We start from the raw sequence: 22,576 nt of genomic DNA, 5'->3' as shown, positions 1-22,576 counted from the left end.
GGGGAAAGCGCCCTACTGCGAGGCGGTTTCGCGCTTGGGCAGCTTCCAGCCTGCCCGCGGGAAGTGGCAGGTGTAGCCGTTGGGATACCGCTCCAGGTAGTCCTGGTGCTCGGGCTCGGCCTGCCAGAATTCGACCGCGGGCGTCACCTCGGTGACCACCTTGCCCGGCCACAGGCCAGAAGCCTCCACGTCGGCGATGGTGTCCAGCGCGACGGCCTTCTGCTCGTCGTCGACGTAGAAGATCGCCGAGCGATAGCTGCTGCCGACGTCGTTGCCCTGGCGATCCTTGGTGGTCGGATCGTGGATCTGGAAGAAGAACTCCAGGAGCGCGCGGTAGTCGGTCTGCGCGGGGTCGTAGACGATCTCGATGGCCTCGGCGTGCCCGGGGTGCTTGCGGTAGGTCGGGTGGTCGTTCTGCCCGCCGGTGTATCCGACGCGCGTGTCCACCACGCCCGGCTGCTTGCGGATCAGGTCCTGCATCCCCCAGAAGCAGCCGCCTGCCAGGATTGCCTTCTTGGTCGTCATGCCTTCGCCTCTCGGTTGCCGAACAGTGTCGTGTACTCGCCGTAGCCCTCGGCCTCGAGGTCGTCGAGATGGACGAACCTCAGCGAAGCGGAGTTGATGCAGTAGCGCAACCCTCCGGCCTCGCGGGGACCGTCGTTGAAGACGTGCCCCAGGTGACTGTCGCCGTGCGCCGACCGGACCTCGGTGCGCACCATCAGATGGCTGAAGTCGCGCTTGGAGATCACATTGGCGGCGTCGACCGGTTTGGTGAAGCTGGGCCAGCCCGACCCGCTCTCGAACTTGTCGGTCGAGGCGAACAGCGGTTCACCGGAGACCACGTCGACGTAGAGACCCGGCTCGTGGTTGTCCCAGTACTCACCGGTGAACGGCCGCTCGGTGCCGTTCTTCTGCGTCACCTGGTATTGCTCCGGCGACAGCGCGTTCACCGCGGCCGGGTTCTTGTCGTAGGTTCTCTGCTTCGGAGCTGCCACTGGTCCTCCTCGGGTAGACATTCGTGTAACCCCCGGCACCCACTGAAAAGTTCCCGTCGACTGCTCGACAAACCCAGGTAGAACGTGTTCTAGTCGGTGGCGTGACGGGTACCACGTTCAGTCGCGCCGAGCTCGTCGAGGCGTTCGCCGGATTCGAGGCCACGGTCGGGCGGGCCGCCGCCACCAGGGACTGGGATCCATGGGTTGACCAGTACACCGAGGACGTCACCTACGTCGAACACGCGGCGGGCACGATGCGCGGCCGCGAGCAGGTGCGGCCTTGGATCTGGCGCACGATGGAGAACTTCCCCGGCAGCTACATGACGTCGTTCCCGTCGCTGTGGACGGTCGTCGATGAAGCGCGAGGAGTCGTCATCTGCGAGCTCGACAACCCCATGCGCGATCCCGGTGACGGCACCATCATCAGCGCCACCAACATCTCGATCGTCACCTATGCCGGTGACGGTAAGTGGCGCAGGCAAGAGGACGTCTACAACCCCCTGCGCTTCGTCGCGGCGACCGTGAAGTGGTGTCGCAAGGCCGACGAGCTCGGCACGCTGCCCGACGAGGCGGCGCAGTGGATGGCCACCTACGGTGGGGGCGCCCGATGACCGCCCTGGTGATCGGCGCCAACGGATATCTGGGTTCGCACGTCACCCGCCAGTTGGTGGCCGACGGCCACGACGTCCGGGCGATGGTGCGAGCCGGAGCCAAGACCGTCGGCATCGACGACCTCGACGTGACGCGCATCGTCGGCGACATCTGGGACGACGACGCCCTGCACGAGGCGATGCTCGGATGTGACGTCGTCTACTACTGCGTCGTCGACACCCGCGGCTGGCTGCGGGATCCCGCGCCTCTGTTCCGCACCAACGTCGAGGGCACCCGCAACGTCCTCGAGGTGGCCTGCCGCGACGACGTGGCCGCCGGTCTTCGACGGTTCGTCTTCACCAGCAGTTACGCGACGGTGGGACGCAGGCGCGGCCGGGTCGCCACCGAGGAGGACGTGATCGACCGCCTCGGCCGCGTGACGCCGTACGTCCAGTCACGCGTTCGGGCCGAGAACCTCGTCATGCAGTACGTACGGGATCGCGGTCTGCCCGCCGTCGCCATGTGCGTCTCCACGACCTATGGCGCCGGCGACTGGGGGCGCACCCCCCACGGGGCGATCATCGCGGGCGCCGCCTTTGGCAAGCTGCCCTTCGTGATGAGCGGCGTCGAACTGGAGGCCGTCGGAATCGACGATGCGGCAACGGCTTTGATCCTGGCGGCCGAGCGAGGCCGAGTCGGGGAGCGGTACCTGATCTCGGACAGGATGATCAGCAACGCCGACGTCGTACGGATCGCTGCCGAGGCCGCCGGCGTGCCGCCGCCCACCCGGTCCATCCCGTTGGCGCTGGCCTGGGCGATGGCCGTGCTGGGCAGCGTGAAGGCGCGTGTCACGGGCACCGACCAAAGGCTCTCGGTCGACTCATTGCGCCTGATGCGGGCCGAGGCACCCGTGGACTGCAGCAAGGCCAAACGCGAACTCGGCTGGCAGCCGCGACCGTTGGAGGAATCCATCCGGGAGGCGGCCCGATTCTGGGTGGGTCTGCGGGAGGCCAAGAAGCGCAGCACGCAGACGGGCTGACCCTCAGGCTTCGAGCCGCCGACGAATTACCGAGATGCGTTGCCGTAGTTCGTCTTCGGTGATGACGCCGCGGACCAGCAGCGAATGTGCCAGGGACACCAGCTGACTCTCCGGATAGGGCAGGTCGGAATAGACGGTGGCCGAGAGCGCGTCCTCCTCGTCGCGACGTGCCTTGAAGTCGGGCACCGGTGCGTCGCAGCCCGCGTTGTCGAGCGCGTCGCAGAGCCCGTCCAGGCTGGTCTTCCACGGCGGCACGGGGTTCTCGACGCCGTACTTGGCGGCCACCTTGGGCCAGACGTGATCGCCGTCGATCATCGTTCGCAGCACGTCGGGTTCGGCGGCCATCGTCATTCCCCGACCGGGTGCGTCGCCGGCCGGGTCGCGGTGACGACGTTGGTGGTCACGCCGGGCTTGGGCAGCGCGACGCCGATGAGACAGTCGCGGGTGACGATCTCGGTCAGCTGGTCCTCGGTCCAACCGTCGGTGCCGGCCGGTCGCACGGGCATGACCATGAAGCGGTGCTTCTGGTTGGAGTCCTGGACCCGCACCTCGACGTCGTCGCCGAGGTAGAGCCCGAATTCCGAGAGCACCTGCCGCGGCCATCGCACCAGTCGCCGACGGTAATTCGGCGTGCGGTACCACTCCGGTGAGTTGCCGAGGATGGGGCGCGGATAGCAGGAGCACAGGGCACAGACGATCACGTGATGCAGTGTCGGGGTGTCGGCCAGGATCTGGAACGCGGTGAAGTCGCTGGGCGTGCCGAAGCCGGTGGGTTCGAGCCAGTCGACGCCGACCTCCTTGCTTGCCGTCATCGGTTCGGTGACGGCGAGGCGTGCGAAGTCGGGGTCGAGCCACGCCCTGGCGACCAACCGTGCCGCAGGGGTCGGACCGATCTGCTCGGCGAACTCGGTGAAGAGCCGATGCTCGGCGGCGGTGAAGATGCCCTTCTCGATGCAGAGTTCACGCAGCGCGATCTCGAGCACCTCGAAGTCGGTGACCTCGTCGACCATCGGCTTCACCGTGCGGTCGTGGTCGTGGTCGTGGTCGTGGTCGTGGTCGGTCATGTCGGTCCGTTCACTCGGCGGCGAGCAGCCAGCGCTCGGGGATCTCGGTGCGCAGCGTGTCGGCGGCCGGGCCGTTGAAGTCGTCCCACAGCTCGGCCATGGTGAACTGCACGACGTAGAACCACTCCGGCTTGGCGTCGGGGATGTCCCAGGTCTCGTCCTCGGCGGCGGGACTCTCGTAGGCGACCGCGGCGATCTCACCGGTCGCCCCGCGCACGTATTCCGGTGTGCGCGTGTAGAACAGCACGGGCAGCTCGCGGACGAGCACGCGATCACCGACCGCGAACTTCGGCGCGCCCGCCCTACCCGCGTAGACCTGGGGGTCGCCCTTGCCCTGCGCGTGCACGATGTGGGTGTTGCGCGTGATGCCGGAACCGTCGCCTTCGAATCTCGGTTGCGCCCGCAGGGTCTTGCCCTGCAAGCCTCCGGCGTAGCGCTGCTGCACCTCGGCCATCCGCTCGGTGAGTTCCGTTAGCCCGACGAGGTGCTTCTCGACGAGCACGCGCGCCACCGACAGCAGCCACCTGCCGTAGTAGGGGAACCCCAGGTACACCGTCCGCTGGACGTCGACGTTGCCGATCCGGCGCCGCTCCTCGGACAACCAAATGCCACGCCAGGCAAGCACTTCGCAGATGACGTAGGTCATGTGCTCCCAGTACTCGTAGTCCTTGTCCTCGTACTTCATGGGAGCGTCGGGTTCGCCTCCGACGTCGTGCACCGGCTTCATGTAGGCGACGAACCGGGCATGGTCGAGCTGGTCCGGCGTGGGTGCGTCGGGAAGTTCGGGGTAGGAGGACTTGAGCCGTGCGACGAGGGCGAGTTGAGTGGCACGTTCGGCCGCAGTGCTCATCGCGCTGATCCTCCGCCGTCGGAAGCTGCCGATGGTCGAGCGCCCTGCACTGCCAGCGGCTGCGTCTCGTGAGGCTAGCACCGGGGCGTTTGCCGAGGTGGCGATTTCGAGGTGTCCGGGAACGGCCTCACCGCCACCCTCAGGCAGCATGGGGGGATGACCGTCACCTTCATCACCGGAGCCAACAAGGGCCTGGGCTACGAGACCGCACGCCGACTCGTCGAGCAAGGCCACACCGTGCTGCTCGGCGCCCGCGACCCGGCGCTCGGCACCGCCGCGGCCGAGGCGCTCGGCGTCCGCTTCGTTCAGGTCGACGTCACCGACGACGCGTCGGTGGCCGCCGCCGCCAAGGACGTCGAGACCCACGAAGGCGTGGTGGACGTGCTCATCAACAACGCGGGGGTCTCCGGGCCCTACGCCGACGCCGCGGACCTGACCGCCGCGGACTTCCACGCCGTGTTCGACGTCAACGTTCTCGGCGTGGTCCGCATGACCACCGCCTTCCTGACCCTGCTGCGGCGCTCGGCCGACCCGGTCGTCGTCAACGTGGGCAGCGGCATGGGATCCCTTGAGCTCACGCATGATCCGACGCGCCCAGAATCGTCGATGGTGGCGGCGGCGTACACGTCGTCCAAGGCCGCGCTGACCATGTTGACGACGCAGTACGCCAAGGCATTCAACGACATTCGGATCAACGTCGCCGACCCGGGCTACACCGCGACGGACATCAACGCGAACTCCGGACCACAGACGGTCACCGAGGGCACCGACGCCATCGTCGCGCTCGCCACCGAGGGTCCCGGTCACCGCTCGGGGCGCTTCGTGGACCGCCACGGCGAGACGTCCTGGGGGTAGTCACGCGCTGACTGCTCGCGCGCCGAGCACGGGTTGACGCCGCCTGCCGTCGTCGAACCCGGGGGCCCAGGGCCACCGGCCACGGCCGTCGGCCCACACCAATTGGACGGCGCTGACGTCGTAGCCGCCGATGGCGATAGCGATTCCCATGTGAGCGTCGGGGTGCGCCACGTCGACGACTTCCACCCGGGTGTTGGCGGGCAGCACGAGCCGGTCGCCCGCCACGGGCCGACGACCGGGGACCATCCGCTTGACGAACGTGTCGAGCAGCCAGCGGGCGTCCCTCGGGGGCAGGCCGGTCACCAGGATCTCCGGCAGGCCGCGATAGTGCAGCCCGACGGTGTAGGAGAAGGGTGTTCGGGCGTCGTCGACGTGTTGCACGGCCCAGCCGTGTGCCGCGATGGTGTCGCGGATCAGCTCGAGGTAGTCGTCGAGTGTCTTGTCCGGGTGGTCGCATTGCCAGCACATGGCGTTTCCGTCCTTCTGTCGATTCGTGCCACGAGCGTGCGTCGCGGCACCGACAGCCGGTGCGTCCACAGCCGCTGAGACGGTGCGTCATCCACAGTGGCGAATCGATCCACAGGCGGCGCTACCCCATCCGCCCCGCGTCGACCATCCGAATCACCGCCGCGCCCTCCTCGTCGGACGCCTCCAGGTCTACCTCGACGTCGAAGCCCCAATCACGGTCACCCGCAGGGTCGTCCAAGATCTGACGCACCTCCCACAGGCCGGGCTGGCGGTCCACGATTAGCAGGGCCGGACCACGGGCGTCGGCGCCGGTGCCCACCGACTCGTGCTCGTCGAAGTACTCGTCGCCGATCTCGGCCCAGCGCTCCGTGGTCCAGCCGGCGTCGCCGTCGAGTTGCCCGAGGTCGTACCACCGGCGGCGGGCGAAGAGTTCGACCCGGCGGAAGAGGGCGTTGCGGACCATTGCCGTGAAGGCCCGCTCGTTGCCCGTCAACGGACGCGGTCGGGCCGGCACGGCCACCGGGGCATTCAGTGGCTGGTCGGGGCTGGTCAGCTGCTCCCACTCGTCGAGCAGGCTCGAATCCACTTGGCGCACCAGCTCTCCGAGCCACTCGACGACGTCGGTCACCTCCTCGGTGCGGGCCGAGGCGGGCACACCGGAGCGCAGCGCCTTGAACGCGTCGGACAGATAACGCAGTACCGCGCCCTCCGACCGGGTCAACCCGTACACGCTGACGAACTCGCGGAACGTGAATGCCCGCTCCCACATCTCGCGCACGATCGACTTTGGCGACAGCTGACCGTCGGCGGCCCACGGATTGCTCTGCAGATACACGTCGTAGACGTGTCCGAGCACGTCGGCCAACGGCTTCGGGTGGGTGATCTCGTCGAGCAGCGCGATGCGCTCGTCGTACTCGATGCCCTCGGCCTTCATCGCGGCGACGGCCTCACCCCTAGCCTTCTTCAGTTGTGCGGACAGGATCTGTCGCGGATCCTCCAACGTCGCCTCGATCACCGAGACGACTTCCAGCGCAAAGGTTTCCGATTCGGTGTCGAGCACGTCGATGGCGGCGAGCGCGAACGTCGACAGCGGTTGGTTGAGGGCGAAGTCGGTCGGCAGGTCGACGGTCAGCCGGTAACGCCTCCCGTCGGCCTCCGGCTCGGGGAGTCGTTCCAGCACCCCGGCCTGCAGCAGCGACCTGGCGATGCCGACCGCTTCTCGGATCAGCCGCAGTTGACGCTTGCGCGGCTCGTGGTTGTCGGTGAGCAGCCGCCTCATCGCGACGAAGGGGTCGCCCGGTCGATCCACGACGTCGAGGATCATCCCGGTCGACACCCGCATGTTGCTCACCAGCGGCTCGGGAGTGGCCTCCGTCAACCGCGTCATGGTCTTCTCGCTCCACGGCACCATGCCCTCGGGCACCTTGCGGCGCACCAACTTCCGGCGCTTCTTGGGGTCGTCGGCGACCTTGGCGAACTGCTTGAGGTTCTCCACCTCGTGCTCGGGCGCCTGCACCACGACGGTGCCCGCGGTGTCGTAACCCGCCCGGCCGGCGCGGCCGGCGATCTGATGGAACTCCCGGGCGTTGAGCAACCGGGTGCGGGTGCCGTCGTACTTCGACAACGCCGAGAACACGACGGTGCGGATCGGCACGTTGATGCCGACGCCGAGGGTGTCGGTCCCGCAGATGACCTTGAGCAGTCCGGCCTGCGCCAACTGCTCGACGAGGCGGCGGTACTTCGGCAGCATCCCGGCGTGATGGACGCCGATTCCGTGCCGAACCAGACGCGACAGCGTCGACCCGAACGCCGACGAAAAGCGAAAGGCACCAATCAATTCGGCGATGGCGGCCTTCTCCTCCTTCGTGCTGACGTTGACGCTCATCAGCGCCTGGGCGCGTTCCAGCGCCGAGGCCTGGGTGAAGTGCACGACGTAGACCGGAGCCTGCTTGGTGTCGAGCAAATCCTGGATGGTCTCGTGCATCGGCGTGGTCGCGTAGTAGTAGTGCAGCGGTACGGGTCGTTCGGCTCCCGCGACCAGTGCGGTGGCCCGGCCGGTGCGCTTGCTCAGGTCCTCCCGCAGGAACGTGACGTCGCCGAGGGTGGCCGACATCAGCAGGAACTGCGCGCGGGGAAGCTCCAGCAGCGGCACCTGCCAGGCCCAACCCCGGTCCGGATCGCCGTAGAAGTGGAATTCGTCCATGACGATCATGTCCGCGGCCGTGTTGGTCTCACCTCCCTCGCGCAGTGCGGTGTTGGCCAGCACCTCCGCCGTGCACGCAATGATCGGCGCGCCCGCGTTGACCGACGCGTCACCGGTCAGCATTCCGACGTTGGCCGCCCCGAACACGTCGCAGAGCGCGAAGAACTTCTCGCTCACCAAGGCCTTGATGGGCGCGGTGTAGTAACTGCGCCGGCCGCCGGCGAGCGCCGCGTACAGCGCCCCGGTGGCGACCAGCGACTTACCCGAGCCGGTCGGGGTGGCCAGGATGACGTTCGCGCCACTGACCACCTCGATGAGCGCCTCTTCCTGGGCGGGGTACAGGACGGTGCCGCTCGCCTCGGCCCACGCGGCGAACGAGGCAAACAGCTCGTCGGGATCGGCGCCCTTGGCGCGCAGCGTGGACAGGTCGCTCGGGTCGGGCAGGAGGGCTGCAGGGGTGGTCATCGTGGGTCCAGCCTGCCCGACCGGACCGACTTGGAGTAATTCCGTGCCCGCGAGGGCATCCCCCTCCCCATGTCCAGGCGAAACGAGTACACCGGCCAGACGTGCGTCTGCGGCCGTCCGACCTATTACCGCGTGGTGCAGGTCGGCAACCGGCCGGAGTCCCGCCGTGGGCCGTCCTGCTGGCATGACGGTTGTGCCGAGCACGGCAGCTGGCAGGACCGCGACTAGTCCCCAAGCGGCCTCCGAGGTGCTCTGACAGACTCTCGTGGTGCCTACCGTCAACGGCCACGTCTCCCACTGGTTCGACAAGATCCCCGCACCGCGCACGGCGCTGCCGGGTGACCGTGACGCCGACGTCTGCATCGTCGGCGCCGGCTTCACCGGACTGTGGACGGCCTATTACCTGAAGCGCGCCGACCCGTCACTGCGCGTGACCGTTCTGGAGGCGCGGTTCGCCGGGTTCGGTGCGTCGGGCCGCAACGGTGGTTGGCTCTCCGGAATGGCCCCGGGCGACCGGCACGCGATGGCCCGCGAGCGCGGCCGCGACGCCGTCGTGGCGTGGCAGCGGGCGCTCAACGAGGCCATCGACGAAGTCGTCGACGTGGCCGCCCGCGAGGGCGTGGACGCAGGCATCGTCAAGGGCGGCACCCTGCAGATCGCGCGCAACGCCGCCCAAGCCCAGCGCCTCGCCGAGCGGATGGCCGAGGAACGCAGCTGGGGCGCGACCGACTACGCCGAGTTGACGAGTGACGAAGCGGCGCAACGCATTCGGTTCTCCCGCGTGGTCGCGGCCTATCACACGCCGCACTGTGCGCGCATCCAGCCGGCGGCACTGGCCCGCGGGCTGGCCGACGTCGTGGAACGCCTCGGCGTCGACGTCTACGAGATGTCCCCGGTGACGGAGATAGCCGCCGGGCGGGCCACCACGCCGCGCGGCACCGTCCGGGCGCCGGTCGTCCTGCGTGCCACGGAGGGCTTCACCGCGGGGCTGCCGAGTCTCAAGCGGCAGTGGTTGCCGATGAACAGCTCACTGGTCGCCACCGAGCCGATCGCACCGCAGGTGTGGGATGCCATTGGGTGGGCCGGTCGCGAGACGGTCGGCGACATGGCGCACGGATTCTTCTACGCCCAGCGCACCGTCGACGACCGCATCGCCATCGGCGGGCGCAGCGTGCCCTACCGCTACGGCTCGCGCACCGACCTCGACGGCCACGTGCCTTCTCGCACGATTCGGGAGCTGACCGCCGTGCTGCACGATGTCCTGCCTCAGGTGCGCGACGTGCCGATCGCGCACGGGTGGTGCGGCGTGCTGGCGGTGCCCCGGGACTGGTCGGCGGGGGTGAACTTCGACCGCTCGTCGGGGCTGGGCTGGGCCGGTGGCTACGTGGGCCACGGCGTCACCGCGACCAACCTGGCCGGGCGCACGCTGGCTGACCTGGTACGTGGCGAGAAGACCCCGCGCACGGAGCTGGCATGGGTGGGGCACCGGTCACGGAAGTGGGAGCCCGAGCCGCTGCGATGGCTCGGCGTGCGCAGCCTCTACCTGGCGTACAAGGCCGCCGACCGGCACGAGTTCGGCGGGCGTACCACCACCTCGCCGATCGCCAAGGTCGCCGACCGGATCACCGGCAAGCCCTAGGCCCTGGCCTCTGCCGCGGCCTTCAGGCGCTGCAGCGTCAACTCGATGTTCTTCGCGTTCTCCGACGTCCGGTCCGAGACGCCCGTGGCGATGCCCCCTGGCTTGCGGAACCAGCCAGGCCGACGGTCCCAGGTCTGCTCGGTGACGCGACATCCGCCGTCGACGGGTTCGATGTCGTAGCGCCAGTGCGCGATGGGGATCATCGTGTGCTTGACGTCGAAGGCGAACACCCGGCCGGGCTCGGCGTGGGTGACGGTGCACGTCGTGGTCCACGACTTGGCGCCATTGGCGTTGTGTCCCTTGAACACCGCGCCGGGGGTGGCGGGCTCGCCCCGGTGCCACCGCATCGCGTCGGCCTCCTCGGCCAGCGTGGCCATGGTCGGCAGGTCGGTGATGAGCCCGTACACGTCGGCGCAGCTGGCCGCGATGGTCACCGATGCCTTGGCGGTGGGTTCGCTCATGGCGCGATGGTAGCGAGCCGCCTCGGAAACATTGACCCCTTCGCAAACGTTGGGTGGGTCATGAGCGAACGTACGATCCTTCAGCCCACCCGAGAGCACCCCATCACCGTCACCCCGACCGGCGCGCACGTCGTCGTCACGGTGAACGGCGAAGTGGTCGCCGAGACCGACGCCGCGCTGACTCTGCAGGAGTCGACGTATCCGAGCGTGCAATACGTGCCCCTGTCCGACGTGGTGCCCTCGGCGCTCGTACGCAGCGACACCACCACCTACTGCCCGTACAAGGGCGAGGCGAGCTACTACCACGTCAGCGCCGGCGGGCAGACGGTCGACGACGTCATCTGGACCTACGAGCAGCCGTACGACGCGGTCGCCCCCATCGCAGGTCATGTGGCCTTCTACGCCAACAAGGCCGACGTCGTCGTCGGATAATCTTTGGCGGTGTCCAGTCACGCCAGCGTCACCTTCTCCGGGCCCGCCAGCCCGGCGATGACGCTGTCGCCGCAACGCCGTGGTCCGGGTGACCCGTGCTATCGCACCGTCGACGGGGCCATCTGGAAGACGAGTCTGCTGCCCAGCGGGCCGGTGACTGCGCGCATCGTGACGTCGGCGCGCAGCATCGTGGAGTGCGAGGCATGGGGGGCCGGGGCTTCGGAGTTCCTCGACCGGCTGCCGGCGCTGCTCGGGGTGGACGACGACCCGAGCGGGTTCGCCCCCGAGGAACCCACGATCGCCGCGGCCCACCGCAGGGTGCCGCACCTTCGCCTCGGCCGCACCGGTCAGGTGCTCGAGGCGCTCGTTCCGGCCGTGCTCGAACAGCGGGTGGCGGGCAAGGACGCGTTTCGGGCCTGGCGGCTGCTGGTGACGAAATTTGGTGCGCCCGCGCCGGGTCCGGCTCCGGACCGCATGCGGGTCCCGCCGTCGGCCGACGTGTGGCGGCGCATCCCGTCGTGGGAGTTCCACCTCGCCAACGTCGACCCGGGTCGGGCCAGGACACTGGTGGGGTGCGCCCAGCGCGCGGACGCGGTCGAGCGTCTCTCGACGCGGCCGCCCGAGGCCGCGCGCACCGCGTTGATGACGCTGCCCGGGGTGGGGATCTGGACGGCCGCCGAGGTCGCCCAACGGGCCTGGGGTGACGCCGACGCGTTGTCGATCGGGGACTACCACCTGTCCAACGTGGTCGGGTCGACGTTGCTGGGGCACCGGATCGACGACGAGGAGATGATCCGCCTGCTGGAACCGCTTCGGCCGCACCGGTTTCGGGCGGTTCGGCTGCTGGAGGTCAGCGGGCTGGCCCGCAACCCGCGATTCGGCGCGCGGATGGCCATCCCGAACCTGCGGGCGCTCTAGTCGCCAAGGCGGGCGGCCACCCATTCGACCAGCGGCCGGGCCGCACGCCAGTCCGCCCTGACCGCGTCGACGAACGCCGGGGTGTGGATGATCGGCTCGAAGCCGTACTCCTTGGTGATCGTCAGCGAGCGATGCCGCAGCAGGTCGATGCGGGGATGGTCGGCGTCGAAACCCCGCGGTGAGGTCTTGAGGCGGTCACCGCCGACGGTGAAGCCCGCCCGGGTCAGCTTCGCCAGGATCTTGACCAGTTGGTCTCCGGTCAGCTCGTTGACGATCGACGCGCGGATCCTCGCCAGATCCGACGAGCTCGCGTCGTAGAAGCCCGCCCCGGTACGCACCCCGCGGGCGGCGATCTCCACGTACCACCCGCACGCGGGGCCCGCCCCCACGTACGCGCCCTGGTGGGTCTTGTACGGCGTCTTGTCCTTGGCGAACCGGACGTCGCGAAACGGGCGAAAGACCTTGGCAGTGCCGAACTCGGGCTCGAGGGCGGTCACCAGCGCGGTGGTCGGTGCCTTGACGCAGGTCAGGTAGACGTCGCGATGCGCCTCCCAGAACGACTTGGTGTTGTCCATCTCCAAGTCGTCGTAGAAGTCGAGTGCGGCTTCTGGGAAACCCGCGAACCCGCCCGTCGGCTCAGTCACGAGGCCGAGCGTAGCGACGTGATCGCCGGGGCCGGAAGGGTGTAACCCGGAGTGCGGGTGGGTAGGAGTCATCTCGAATACGCGATCGAGATTAAAGGGAGATACGACGCATGGCTGGTTTCACGATTCCGGGTATGTCCGACAAGGACGCCGGCGAGGTCGCCACTCTGCTGCAGAAGCAACTGAGCACCTACAACGACCTGCACCTGACGTTGAAGCACGTGCACTGGAACGTCGTCGGCCCGAACTTCATCGGGGTTCACGAAATGATCGACCCGCAGGTCGAACTGGTTCGTGGCTATGCCGACGAGGCTGCCGAGCGCATCGCCACGCTGGGCGCGTCCCCGAAGGGCACGCCGGGCGCGATCCTCGAGGACCGCACGTGGGACGACTACTCGGTGGGCCGCGACACCGTGCTGTCGCACCTGGCCGCACTGGACCTGGTCTACAACGGGGTCAACGAGGACACGCGCAAGGCCATCGAGACGCTCGAGGAGCTCGACCCCGTGTCCCAGGACATGCTGATCGGTCACGCCGCCGAGCTGGAGAAGTTCCAGTGGTTCGTGCGGGCGCACCTCGAGAACGCCGGCGGAGAGCTGGCCAACGAGGGAGCCAGCACCGAGAAGGGCGCGGCCAAGAAGGCCAAGGCGTAGCGATCACCGGCTGAGCCAACAGCCGCAGCGGGCCCGCATCCTCCTCGGGTGCGGGCCCGTGGCGTGCGTGGCTCAGTTCACCTCCTCCAACTTGTCGTCGCGAACCGGACGGTCGGCGAGTTCTTCGTTGCGGCCGAACAGAAGTGGGTATGCCGCCCCGGCGACGGCCGCGCCAACCAACGGTGCCAACCAGAACAGCCAGAGCTGGGCCGGTGCGCCGGCGCCGTTGAAGAATGCCACCGCCGTCGACCGTGCCGGATTGACCGACGTGTTCGAGATGGGGATCGAGACGAGGTGGATGAGGGTGAGGGTCAGGCCGATCGCCAGACCCGCGAAACCCCTTGGGGCGCGGTCATCGGTGGAGCCGAGGATGACGAGTAGGAAGATCGCCGTCAGGACCACCTCGGCGATGAGCACCGCGACCATCGAATAACCGCCGGGGGAGTGGTCGCCATATCCGTTGGCGGCCATGTTGCCCGTGGCGCTCCAGCCGGCCTTGCCCGAGGCGATCACGTAGATGACGCCGCCGGCAACGACTCCGCCGATCACCTGGGCAATCCAGTACGCGGGCAACGCCTTCCACTCCACCCGCCGCGCGATCGCGGCACCCAGTGTCACGGCGGGGTTGAAGTGGCCACCGGAGATCGTGCCGAAGGCGTAGACGCCTGTCAGGACGGTCAGACCGAATGCCAGCGACACGCCAAGGAATCCGATGCCGAGCGCTGTTCCGTCGGACGGGAACTTCGCGGCGAATACGGCGCTGCCGCATCCACCGAGTACGAGCCAGAACGTTCCGATGAACTCGGCTGCCAGGCGGTGCGGCATGGTGGGTGCGGTCATGGGGGGCCTCCCTCGGCAGCACGTCGTTGAACTGCCCGTTCCGCCAGCATCACACGCGACCAAACACCATGGGAACCGTCGATGCCGAACCTTGTCCCGATGGTGACCGGGCTATTCGAACTCGTCCTTGACGATCTTCGCCTCGCCGCGCCGTTCGGCCTCGGCGCTCTCGCGGTTGATTCGCTGGGATTCGTAGATCGAGACGTTGCTGCGCGTGATGAGCAAGTAGGCGATACCGACGGTGATCATCGCGCCGGGCAGCACCGAGAACGACCCCGTCATCTCGGCCACCATCAGCATCAACGCAAGCGGTGCGTGGGCAATGCTGCCGAAGCACGCCATCATGGCCACCACCACGAAGACGCCCGGGCCACCGGGAAGTGCGGGCAGCCCGGCCAGATCGGCCAGTCGCCAGATCGCCGCGCCGACGAACCCGCCGATCACCATGCCGGGGCCGAAGATGCCGCCGGAGCCACCGGTGCCGATCGACAGCGACGTGGCGAGGATCTTGGCAAAGGGCAGGATAAGCACGATCCACAGCGGAATGGTCATCAGCGTGTCGCGCGCCGACGCCAGCTGAACCCAGCCGTACCCGCTGGCCAGGACTTGCGGGACGAGCAACGCGAGCAGCCCGACGAGCAGTCCGCCGACGGCGGGCTTGAGCACTTGGCCGCCCGGCAGGCGCTTCGTCAGCGCGACGGTGCCGTAGAACACCTTCGCGTAGAGGTAGCCGACACCCGCCGAGACGACGCCGATCAGCAGGAACCACCCCAGCTGGGTGGGCACGAACTGGTAGTCGCGGGCTACGAAGCCGAACAGTGGGTCGAAGCCGAGCAAGGAGCCGTAGACCGCGTACGCGGTGCCGGAGGTGATGAACCCGGGGACCAGCGCGCGGTAGTCGAAGTCCTCCCGGTAGACGATGGACGCCGCCAGGACGGCACCGCCCAGCGGCGCACCGAAGATGGCGCCGATACCGGACCCGATGCCAAGGGACACCGCGACGCGTCCGTCGACGTCGGACAGGTCCAGTCGGCGTGCCAGCAGCGAGCCGAAGCCCGCCGAGATCTGTGCGGTCGGGCCTTCGCGGCCGGCCGAACCGCCCGAGCCGATCGTCAGTGCGCTGGACACCAGCTTCACCAGGACCGCCCGCGACCGGATGGACCGGGGATCGGTGTGGACGGCTTCGATCGCACTGTCGGTGCCGTGCCCGGCGGCTTCTGGGGCGAACTTGGCGACCAGCAGCGCCGAGATCAGCGCACCGCCGAAGGTGACCAGCGGAATGGCCCAGGCCCGGCTGAAGCCGATGGACCCCCGTTCCCCTCCTTCGGCTGCTGCCGCGGGCGGTCGATAGCCGCCGAGATCGCCGAGCAGGAACTCCCCGGCGTACTCCAGCGCCAAGTAGAAGACCACAGCGCCCAGGCCGGCGATGACGCCGATCGCGATGCCAAGGATCAACCATTTGCGCAGATAGCCCGAGTTTCGGACGACGGCGCCGAGCCAGCCGCCGGTGCTGCCAGCCTGGGTCATGCGCGGATGCTAACAGCGGGAAATGGGCGTCCAGGGGACCCGCCGAAGTGCGTCGTTGGCCACAGGCGGTGGACCCTCGACGAGGGGGTGGGGAGCTAGGGCACGCGGTCTTCGTGGTCGCCGCGTCGACGCGTGGTCTGCGCGCCGACGAGCGGGATTTCCGACATCGAGGCGGAATGGGTTGTGGCGCAGGAGGATTGGACCGTGCACTGACCTGGTGGTCGGCATCGGCTGCGGCCGTGGTCGGCGGGTGTCGCGTGCGAACCCCCGCGGGGCGGCCGTGGACACGGTAGTCTGGCCCGCAAACCAATTGCCAGCAAATTTCTTACCTCGGTATGTCGCGAGAACATGGTCGTTATGAATCTCCACAGCAAACTGTGCGGCAACATCCTGGGTGGCGGGGTGGGAACCGCCGTCATCCGCCACGGCGACGCGAGTGCCGTCACCGGCGCACCGCAACAACGGATTTCGTCGTCGCGCCCAAGCGGCGGCCGCCACGTGCCCAGATCGACCCAGCAAGATCGTTAGGCTTGACTAAGTTGGCATGTCAGGCGGGGTTTGTCATATCGTTTCTCCATTCGTGGCGAGTGGGAAGTCCCGTCGTTCAGTGCTGCACGCAGATCGACCCATCGCCCGCCGGCAACAGCCGTCATCGACGGCTGTCAGCATCAGGCTTCCATGAGGTGTGAAGGGCAGGTGGGAATGGCGCCCAGCGACCATGGCTCGAGGCAGGGAGGCCGCGCACAGGGCCTCTACAACCCGGCCTACGAGCACGATTCCTGCGGCGTGGCGATGGTGGCAGACATGCACGGCCGCCGCAGCCGCGACATCGTCGACAAGGCCATTACCGCCCTGCTCAACATGGAGCACCGCGGTGCCCAGGGTGCCGAACCGAACACCGGCGACGGGGCCGGCATCCTGCTGCAGGTTCCCGACGAGTTCCTGCGCGCAGTCTGCAAGGAGGAGGGCTTCGATCTTCCGCCGGCAGGCACCTACGCCACCGGCATCGCGTTCCTTCCGCAGTCCTCCCGTGACGCCGCGTCGGCGGCCGAATCGGTGCAGAAGATCGTCGAGGCCGAGGGCCTGACCTTCCTGGGGTGGCGCGACGTACCGACCGACGACTCCTCCCTTGGCGCGCTGGCCCGCGACGCGATGCCCACGTTCCGGCAGATCTTCATCACCCTCGGCGAGCGCAGCGAGGGGGACTGGTCGGACGCCGACGTCATGGCCCTCGAACGCCGCGCCTACGTGGTGCGCAAGCGTGCCGAACACGAGCTCGGCACCAAGGGACCGGGCCAGGACGGTCCCGGTCGCGAGACCGTCTACTTCCCAAGCCTTTCCAGCCAGACGTTCGTCTACAAGGGCATGCTCACCACCCCGCAGCTCAAGGCGTTCTACCTCGACCTGCAGGACGAGCGGCTGACCAGCGCGCTGGGCATCGTCCACTCCCGCTTCTCGACCAACACGTTCCCGTCGTGGCCGCTGGCGCACCCGTTCCGGCGCGTCGCCCACAACGGCGAGATCAACACCGTCACGGGCAACGAGAACTGGATGCGCGCCCGTGAGGCGCTCATCAAGACTGACGTCTTCGGCTCGCACGCCGACGTCGACAAGATCTTCCCGGTCTGTACGCCCGGTGCGTCGGACACCGCCCGCTTCGACGAGGTGCTCGAGCTGTTGCACCTCGGCGGGCGCAGCCTGCCGCACGCCATGCTGATGATGATCCCCGAGGCGTGGGAGCGGCACGAGAGCATGGATCCCGCGCGTCGCGCGTTCTACGAGTACCACTCCTCGCTGATGGAGCCGTGGGACGGCCCGGCGTCGGTGTGCTTCACCGACGGCACCGTCATCGGCGCCGTGCTGGACCGCAACGGTCTGCGGCCGTCACGCATCTGGGTCACCGAGGACGGTCTCGTCGTCCTGGCGTCCGAGGCCGGCGTGCTCAACCTCGACCCGTCGACGGTGGTGCAGAAGATGCGCCTGCAGCCCGGCCGGATGTTCCTGGTCGACACCGCCCAGGGCCGCATCGTCTCCGACGAGGAGGTCAAGGCCGAACTGGCCGCCGAGCAGCCGTATCAGGAATGGCTGGACGCCGGCCTGTTCCACCTCGGCGACCTGCCCCCCGGTGACTACGTGCGCATGCCGCACCACCGCGTCGTGCTCCGTCAGCAGGCCTTCGGCTTCACCTACGAGGAGCTCAACCTGCTGGTCGCCCCGATGGCGCGCAGTGGCGCGGAGGCCATCGGCTCGATGGGCACCGACACCCCGGTCGCCGTGCTGTCGTCGCGGCCGCGGATGTTCTACGACTACTTCCAGCAGCTCTTCGCCCAGGTGACCAACCCGCCGCTGGACGCGATCCGCGAAGAGGTGGTCACCAGCCTGCAGGGCACCGTCGGCCCCGAGGGCGATCTGCTCAACCCGACCGCCGACTCCTGCCGTCAGATCGTGCTGACCAACCCAATCCTGCGCAACGCCGAGCTGTCGAAGCTGATCTGCGTCGACCCCGACCACGAGATCCGCGGCCACAAGCACGGGCTGCGCGCGGCGGTCATCCGCTGCCTCTACCCCGTCGCCCGGGGCGGCCAGGGACTCAAGGAAGCCCTGGACGACGTCCGGGCGAAGGTGTCGGCCGCCATCCGTGACGGGGCCCGCATCATCGTGCTGTCCGACCGCGAGTCCAGCGAGTCGCTGGCCCCGATTCCGTCGCTGCTGAGCGTCTCGGCCGTGCACCACCACCTGGTGCGCGACCGGACGCGCACCCAGGTCGGTCTCGTCGTCGAATCGGGCGACGCCCGCGAGGTGCACCACATGGCCGCCCTGTGCGGTTTCGGTGCCGCCGCGATCAACCCCTACATGGCGTTCGAGTCCATCGAGGACATGGTCGACCGCGGCATCATCACCGGCATCAGCAGTGATCAGGCCAAGGCCAACTACACCAAGGCCGCCGGCAAGGGCGTGCTGAAGGTGATGTCCAAGATGGGCATCTCCACGCTGGCGTCCTACACCGGCGCCCAGCTGTTCCAGGCCATCGGCATCAGCCAGGGTGTGCTCGACGACTACTTCACCGGGCTGCACTGCCCCACGGGCGGCATCGACCTCGACGACATCGCCGCCGACGTCGCGTCCCGTCACACGCTGGCCTACCTCGACCGTCCCGACGAGCGGGCGCACCGCGAGCTCGAGGTCGGCGGCGAGTACCAGTGGCGCAGGGAGGGGGAGTACCACCTCTTCAACCCCGACACGGTGTTCAAGCTGCAGCACGCCACCCGCACCGGCCAGTACGCGATCTTCAAGGAATACACCAAGCTGGTCGACGACCAGAGCGAGCGGTTCGCCTCGCTGCGTGGGCTGCTCAAGTTCCGCACCGGCGACGATGCGGTGCGGCCACCCGTTCCGCTCGACGAGGTGGAGCCGGTATCGGAGATCGTGAAGCGATTCTCCACCGGCGCAATGAGTTACGGCTCGATCTCGGCCGAGGCGCACGAGACGTTGGCCATCGCGATGAACCGGCTCGGTGGTCGCTCCAACTCCGGTGAGGGCGGCGAGTCGGTCGACCGATTCGACCCCGACGCCAACGGCGACTGGCGCCGCAGCGCGATCAAGCAGGTGGCCTCGGGCCGGTTCGGCGTGACGAGCCACTACCTGACCAACTGCACCGACATCCAGATCAAGATGGCGCAGGGCGCCAAGCCCGGTGAGGGCGGCCAACTTCCGGGCCACAAGGTGTACCCGTGGGTTGCCGAGGTGCGGCATTCGACGCCGGGCGTCGGGTTGATCTCGCCGCCGCCGCACCACGACATCTACTCGATCGAGGATCTCGCGCAGCTCATCCACGACCTGAAGAACGCCAACCCGAGCGCCCGCGTGCACGTGAAGCTGGTGTCGGAGAACGGCGTCGGCACCGTCGCCGCCGGTGTCTCCAAGGCGCACGCCGACGTGGTGCTGATCTCCGGTCACGACGGCGGCACGGGTGCCACCCCGCTCACGTCGCAGAAGCACGCCGGCGCTCCGTGGGAGCTTGGCCTTGCCGAGACGCAGCAGACGTTGCTGCTCAACGGTCTTCGCGATCGCATCGTCGTGCAGGTGGACGGTCAGCTCAAGACCGGCCGCGACGTCGTCGTCGCCGCACTGCTGGGCGGCGAGGAGTTCGGCTTCGCGACCGCCCCGCTGGTGGTGGCCGGGTGCATCATGATGCGGGTGTGTCACCTCGACACCTGCCCGGTCGGTGTCGCCACCCAGAACCCGTTGCTGCGCGAGCGGTTCAACGGCAAGCCCGAATTCGTCGAGAACTTCTTCCGCTTCATCGCCGAGGAAGTGCGGGAACTGATGGCGGAGTTGGGCTTCCGCACGGTCAACGAGATGGTCGGTCAGGTCGGCACGCTGGACACCCGTCAGGCCGCCGCGCACTGGAAGGCGCGCAAGCTGGATCTGTCGCCGGTGCTGGTGGAGCCCGACTCGGCGTTCATGAACCAGGATCTCTACTGCAGCTCGCGTCAGGACCACGGGCTGGACAAGGCCCTCGACCAGCAGCTCATCGCCCAATGCCGTGAGGCCTTGGACAATGGGTCGACGGCACGATTCAGGACCACCATCGCCAACGTCAACCGCACGGTCGGCACCATGCTCGGCCACGAGCTGACCAAGATTCACGGCGGGCAGGGACTTCCGGACGGCACCATCGACATCACCTTCGACGGATCCGCGGGCAACAGCTTCGGGGCCTTCCTGCCCAAGGGCATCACCCTGCGCGTGTACGGCGACGCCAACGACTACGTCGGCAAGGGTCTGTCCGGTGGACGCATCGCGGTGCGACCGTCGGAGTCCGCGCCCGCCGAGTTCGTCGCCGAAGACAACATCATCGCCGGCAACGTAGTCCTGTTCGGCGCCACCAGCGGTCAGGCCTTCCTGCGGGGGCAGGTCGGCGAGCGGTTCGCGGTACGCAACTCGGGCGCCCACGCGGTGGTCGAGGGTGTCGGCGACCATGGTTGTGAGTACATGACCGGAGGCAAGGTGGCCATCCTCGGCCCCACCGGTCGCAACTTCGCCGCGGGCATGTCCGGCGGTATCGCCTACGTCTACGACCTGCACGGCACGTTGTCCGACAACCTCAACAGCGAGATGGTCGAACTCGAGAGGTTGGACGACGACGACGTCACGTGGCTGCGCGACATCCTCGTCGCGCACGTCGACGCCACCGATTCGGCCGTCGGCCAACGGGTTCTGTCCGATTGGGAGTCTCAACTGAAGCACTTCGTGAAGGTCATGCCGCGTGACTACCGGTCGGTTCTGACGGCCATCGCCGAGGCCGAACGCAACGGCGAGGACGTCAACACCGCGATCATGGCGGCGGCTCGTGGCTGATCCGCGCGGCTTCCTCAAGCACACCCACCGCGAGACGCCGCAGCGTCGCCCCGTCCCGCTGCGTCTGCGTGACTGGAACGAGGTCTACGAGGACTTCCCCCACGACGTACTGCAGAACCAGGCGGCCCGCTGCATGGACTGCGGTATCCCGTTCTGTCACAACGGATGTCCTCTCGGCAATCTGATCCCCGAGTGGAACGACCTGGTGTTCAAGGACCGGTGGCGCGACGCGATCGAGCGGCTGCACGCCACCAACAACTTTCCGGAGTTCACCGGGCGGCTGTGCCCGGCGCCGTGTGAGGCGTCCTGCGTCCTTGGCATCAACCAGGATCCGGTGACGATCAAGCAGGTCGAGGTCGAGATCATCGACAACGCCTACGACGAGGGCTGGGTGGTGCCGCTGCCGCCGCACCGCCTGACCAACAAGAAGGTCGCCGTCGTCGGATCGGGTCCCGCGGGCCTGGCTGCCGCACAGCAGCTCACCCGGGCCGGGCATCAGGTGACGGTGTTCGAGCGCGCCGACCGCGTCGGTGGCCTGCTGCGCTACGGCATCCCCGAGTTCAAGATGGAGAAGCGCCACATCGACCGTCGTCTGGAGCAGATGACGGCCGAGGGCACGACGTTCCGTACCGGGGTGGACGTCGGCGTCGACCTCACCGCACAACAGCTGCGGTTGAACTACGACGCCGTGGTCCTCAGCGGTGGTGCCACCGCGTGGCGCGACCTGCCGATCCCCGGCCGCGAACTCGACGGCATCCACCAGGCGATGGAATACCTGCCGTGGGCCAACCGGGTGCAGAACGGCGACCCCGTGGTCGGCGACGACGGCGAGCCGCCGATCACCGCCAAGGGCAAGAAGGTCGTCATCATCGGTGGCGGCGACACTGGAGCGGACTGCCTGGGCACCTCGCACCGGCAAGGCGCTGCCAGCGTGCACCAGTTCGAGATCATGCCGCGGCCTCCCGAGGAGCGCGCCGACTCGACACCGTGGCCGACCTACCCGCTGATGTACCGGGTGGCCTCCGCGCACGAAGAGGGCGGTGAGCGGATCTTCTCGGTCAACACCGAGGAGTTCATCGGGGTCGACGGTCACGTCACGGCGCTCAAGGTGCACGAGGTCGAGATGCGTGACGGCAAGTTCGCCAAGGTCGAGGGCAGCGACTTCGAACTCGAGGCCGACCTGGTGCTGCTGGCCATGGGCTTCGTCGGTCCCGAGAAGTCGGGCCTGCTGACCGACCTACGGGTCGAGCTGACCGATCGCGGAAACGTCAAGCGCGACGACGACTTCCAGACCTCGGTGCCCGGCGTGTTCGTCGCCGGTGACATGGGGCGTGGACAGTCGCTCATCGTGTGGGCGATCGCCGAAGGCCGGGCCGCCGCCGCGGGCGTCGATGCGTACCTCATGGGTCAGACGGCGTTGCCGGCGCCGATCAGGCCGACGGCCGCACCTCAGCGCTAGTTCTCGTTCGCCGACACTACGGTTGTTGCGCGTTATGGCGCTGAAATGCGTCAACAACCGTAGTCTCGCGGGCCGGGCGCGAGTCTCAATAACCACTTTAGTCACATCAGAA

At 68.2% G+C, this 22,576-nt stretch carries 21 protein-coding genes; 10 read left to right on the top strand and 11 right to left on the bottom strand.

The features are described 5' to 3' along the window. Positions 1 to 12 precede the first annotated feature (12 nt). Positions 13 to 525 (bottom strand): peptide-methionine (S)-S-oxide reductase MsrA, encoded by a 513-nt coding sequence (gene msrA, locus H7K45_RS19165; protein ID WP_263997479.1) that lies wholly within the window; start codon positions 523 to 525, stop codon positions 13 to 15. Continuing rightward, positions 522 to 1,016, bottom strand: a complete 495-nt coding sequence (gene msrB / locus H7K45_RS19160; protein ID WP_372512580.1) for a peptide-methionine (R)-S-oxide reductase MsrB — start codon at positions 1,014 to 1,016, stop codon at positions 522 to 524. The genes msrA and msrB overlap by 4 nt, the downstream gene beginning before the upstream one ends. Positions 1,017 to 1,096: 80 nt before the next feature. On the opposite strand from msrB, the gene H7K45_RS19155 reads away from it, so the two are divergent. Both H7K45_RS19155 and H7K45_RS19150 read left to right on the top strand, forming a co-directional pair. Continuing rightward, positions 1,097 to 1,606 (top strand): nuclear transport factor 2 family protein, encoded by a 510-nt coding sequence (locus tag H7K45_RS19155; protein ID WP_263997477.1) that lies wholly within the window; start codon positions 1,097 to 1,099, stop codon positions 1,604 to 1,606. Further along, positions 1,603 to 2,625 carry an NAD-dependent epimerase/dehydratase family protein gene (locus H7K45_RS19150; protein WP_263997476.1) on the top strand — a complete coding sequence of 341 codons (1,023 nt, stop codon included), beginning with the start codon at positions 1,603 to 1,605 and terminating at the stop codon, positions 2,623 to 2,625. Before H7K45_RS19155 ends, H7K45_RS19150 begins: the two co-directional genes overlap by 4 nt. Before the next feature lie 3 nt (positions 2,626 to 2,628). On the opposite strand, the gene H7K45_RS19145 is transcribed toward H7K45_RS19150, so the two are convergent. From H7K45_RS19145 to H7K45_RS19135, 3 genes are read right to left on the bottom strand one after another with little or no spacing between them, the layout of a single operon-like run. Further along, complete coding sequence (locus tag H7K45_RS19145) at positions 2,629 to 2,970, bottom strand: thiocyanate hydrolase (RefSeq protein ID WP_263997475.1); 342 nt, start codon at positions 2,968 to 2,970, stop codon at positions 2,629 to 2,631. Positions 2,971 to 2,972: 2 nt separating this feature from the next. Then, positions 2,973 to 3,689 carry a thiocyanate hydrolase subunit gamma gene (gene scnC, locus H7K45_RS19140; protein WP_263997473.1) on the bottom strand — a complete coding sequence of 239 codons (717 nt, stop codon included), beginning with the start codon at positions 3,687 to 3,689 and terminating at the stop codon, positions 2,973 to 2,975. 10 nt (positions 3,690 to 3,699) lie between these two features. Continuing rightward, positions 3,700 to 4,539 (bottom strand): SH3-like domain-containing protein, encoded by an 840-nt coding sequence (locus H7K45_RS19135; protein WP_263997472.1) that lies wholly within the window; start codon positions 4,537 to 4,539, stop codon positions 3,700 to 3,702. 156 nt (positions 4,540 to 4,695) lie between these two features. On the opposite strand from H7K45_RS19135, the gene H7K45_RS19130 reads away from it, so the two are divergent. Next, complete coding sequence (locus H7K45_RS19130; RefSeq protein ID WP_263997471.1) at positions 4,696 to 5,394, top strand: SDR family NAD(P)-dependent oxidoreductase; 699 nt, start codon at positions 4,696 to 4,698, stop codon at positions 5,392 to 5,394. On the opposite strand, the gene H7K45_RS19125 is transcribed toward H7K45_RS19130, so the two are convergent. Beyond that, on the bottom strand, positions 5,395 to 5,862 hold the full coding sequence (locus tag H7K45_RS19125; RefSeq protein ID WP_263997469.1) for a DUF4262 domain-containing protein: 468 nt from the start codon (positions 5,860 to 5,862) through the stop codon (positions 5,395 to 5,397). 121 nt (positions 5,863 to 5,983) lie between these two features. Further along, positions 5,984 to 8,530, bottom strand: a complete 2,547-nt coding sequence (locus tag H7K45_RS19120; protein WP_263997467.1) for a DEAD/DEAH box helicase — start codon at positions 8,528 to 8,530, stop codon at positions 5,984 to 5,986. 69 nt (positions 8,531 to 8,599) lie between these two features. Between H7K45_RS19120 and H7K45_RS19115 the strand changes: the two genes are divergently transcribed. Both H7K45_RS19115 and H7K45_RS19110 read left to right on the top strand, forming a co-directional pair. After that, positions 8,600 to 8,758 carry a hypothetical protein gene (locus H7K45_RS19115; protein ID WP_263997466.1) on the top strand — a complete coding sequence of 53 codons (159 nt, stop codon included), beginning with the start codon at positions 8,600 to 8,602 and terminating at the stop codon, positions 8,756 to 8,758. A 40-nt stretch (positions 8,759 to 8,798) separates the two neighbouring features. After that, the gene (locus H7K45_RS19110; protein ID WP_263997465.1) at positions 8,799 to 10,169 is read left to right on the top strand and encodes an NAD(P)/FAD-dependent oxidoreductase; all 1,371 of its coding nucleotides are present in this window, start codon (positions 8,799 to 8,801) and stop codon (positions 10,167 to 10,169) included. Here H7K45_RS19110 and H7K45_RS19105 read toward each other — a convergent pair. Then, entirely contained in the window at positions 10,166 to 10,630 is a 465-nt protein-coding gene (locus H7K45_RS19105) for an SRPBCC family protein (RefSeq protein ID WP_263997464.1), read from the bottom strand. The two genes, H7K45_RS19110 and H7K45_RS19105, sit on opposite strands and share 4 nt — an antisense overlap. Before the next feature lie 60 nt (positions 10,631 to 10,690). Between H7K45_RS19105 and H7K45_RS19100 the strand changes: the two genes are divergently transcribed. Both H7K45_RS19100 and H7K45_RS19095 read left to right on the top strand, forming a co-directional pair. Continuing rightward, entirely contained in the window at positions 10,691 to 11,062 is a 372-nt protein-coding gene (locus H7K45_RS19100; RefSeq protein ID WP_263997463.1) for a DUF427 domain-containing protein, read from the top strand. Between the two features lie 57 nt (positions 11,063 to 11,119). Then, positions 11,120 to 11,980 (top strand): DNA-3-methyladenine glycosylase family protein, encoded by an 861-nt coding sequence (locus H7K45_RS19095; RefSeq protein ID WP_263997568.1) that lies wholly within the window; start codon positions 11,120 to 11,122, stop codon positions 11,978 to 11,980. On the opposite strand, the gene H7K45_RS19090 is transcribed toward H7K45_RS19095, so the two are convergent. Continuing rightward, positions 11,977 to 12,624 carry a DUF2461 domain-containing protein gene (locus H7K45_RS19090; RefSeq protein ID WP_263997462.1) on the bottom strand — a complete coding sequence of 216 codons (648 nt, stop codon included), beginning with the start codon at positions 12,622 to 12,624 and terminating at the stop codon, positions 11,977 to 11,979. The two genes, H7K45_RS19095 and H7K45_RS19090, sit on opposite strands and share 4 nt — an antisense overlap. Before the next feature lie 110 nt (positions 12,625 to 12,734). On the opposite strand from H7K45_RS19090, the gene H7K45_RS19085 reads away from it, so the two are divergent. Then, on the top strand, positions 12,735 to 13,277 hold the full coding sequence (locus H7K45_RS19085; protein WP_263997461.1) for a Dps family protein: 543 nt from the start codon (positions 12,735 to 12,737) through the stop codon (positions 13,275 to 13,277). A gap of 72 nt (positions 13,278 to 13,349) precedes the next feature. On the opposite strand, the gene aqpZ is transcribed toward H7K45_RS19085, so the two are convergent. Together aqpZ and H7K45_RS19075 are read right to left on the bottom strand one after the other, a co-directional pair. Beyond that, the gene (aqpZ, locus tag H7K45_RS19080; RefSeq protein ID WP_263997460.1) at positions 13,350 to 14,117 is read right to left on the bottom strand and encodes an aquaporin Z; all 768 of its coding nucleotides are present in this window, start codon (positions 14,115 to 14,117) and stop codon (positions 13,350 to 13,352) included. A 111-nt stretch (positions 14,118 to 14,228) separates the two neighbouring features. After that, positions 14,229 to 15,644: a chloride channel protein gene (locus H7K45_RS19075; protein ID WP_263997459.1), complete on the bottom strand. Its 1,416-nt coding sequence runs from the start codon at positions 15,642 to 15,644 to the stop codon at positions 14,229 to 14,231. A gap of 702 nt (positions 15,645 to 16,346) precedes the next feature. Between H7K45_RS19075 and gltB the strand changes: the two genes are divergently transcribed. Further along, positions 16,347 to 21,005: a glutamate synthase large subunit gene (gene gltB / locus H7K45_RS19070; protein ID WP_263997457.1), complete on the top strand. Its 4,659-nt coding sequence runs from the start codon at positions 16,347 to 16,349 to the stop codon at positions 21,003 to 21,005. Then, entirely contained in the window at positions 20,998 to 22,464 is a 1,467-nt protein-coding gene (locus H7K45_RS19065) for a glutamate synthase subunit beta (protein ID WP_263997456.1), read from the top strand. Before gltB ends, H7K45_RS19065 begins: the two co-directional genes overlap by 8 nt. Positions 22,465 to 22,576 lie beyond the last annotated feature (112 nt).

It is taken from the genome of Mycobacterium yunnanensis, assembly GCF_025823185.1.
Classification (GTDB): Bacteria; Actinomycetota; Actinomycetes; order Mycobacteriales; family Mycobacteriaceae; genus Mycobacterium; species Mycobacterium yunnanensis.
Note: the sequence above shows the minus strand (reverse complement) of the source record. Positions and strands in the feature narration are given on the sequence as shown.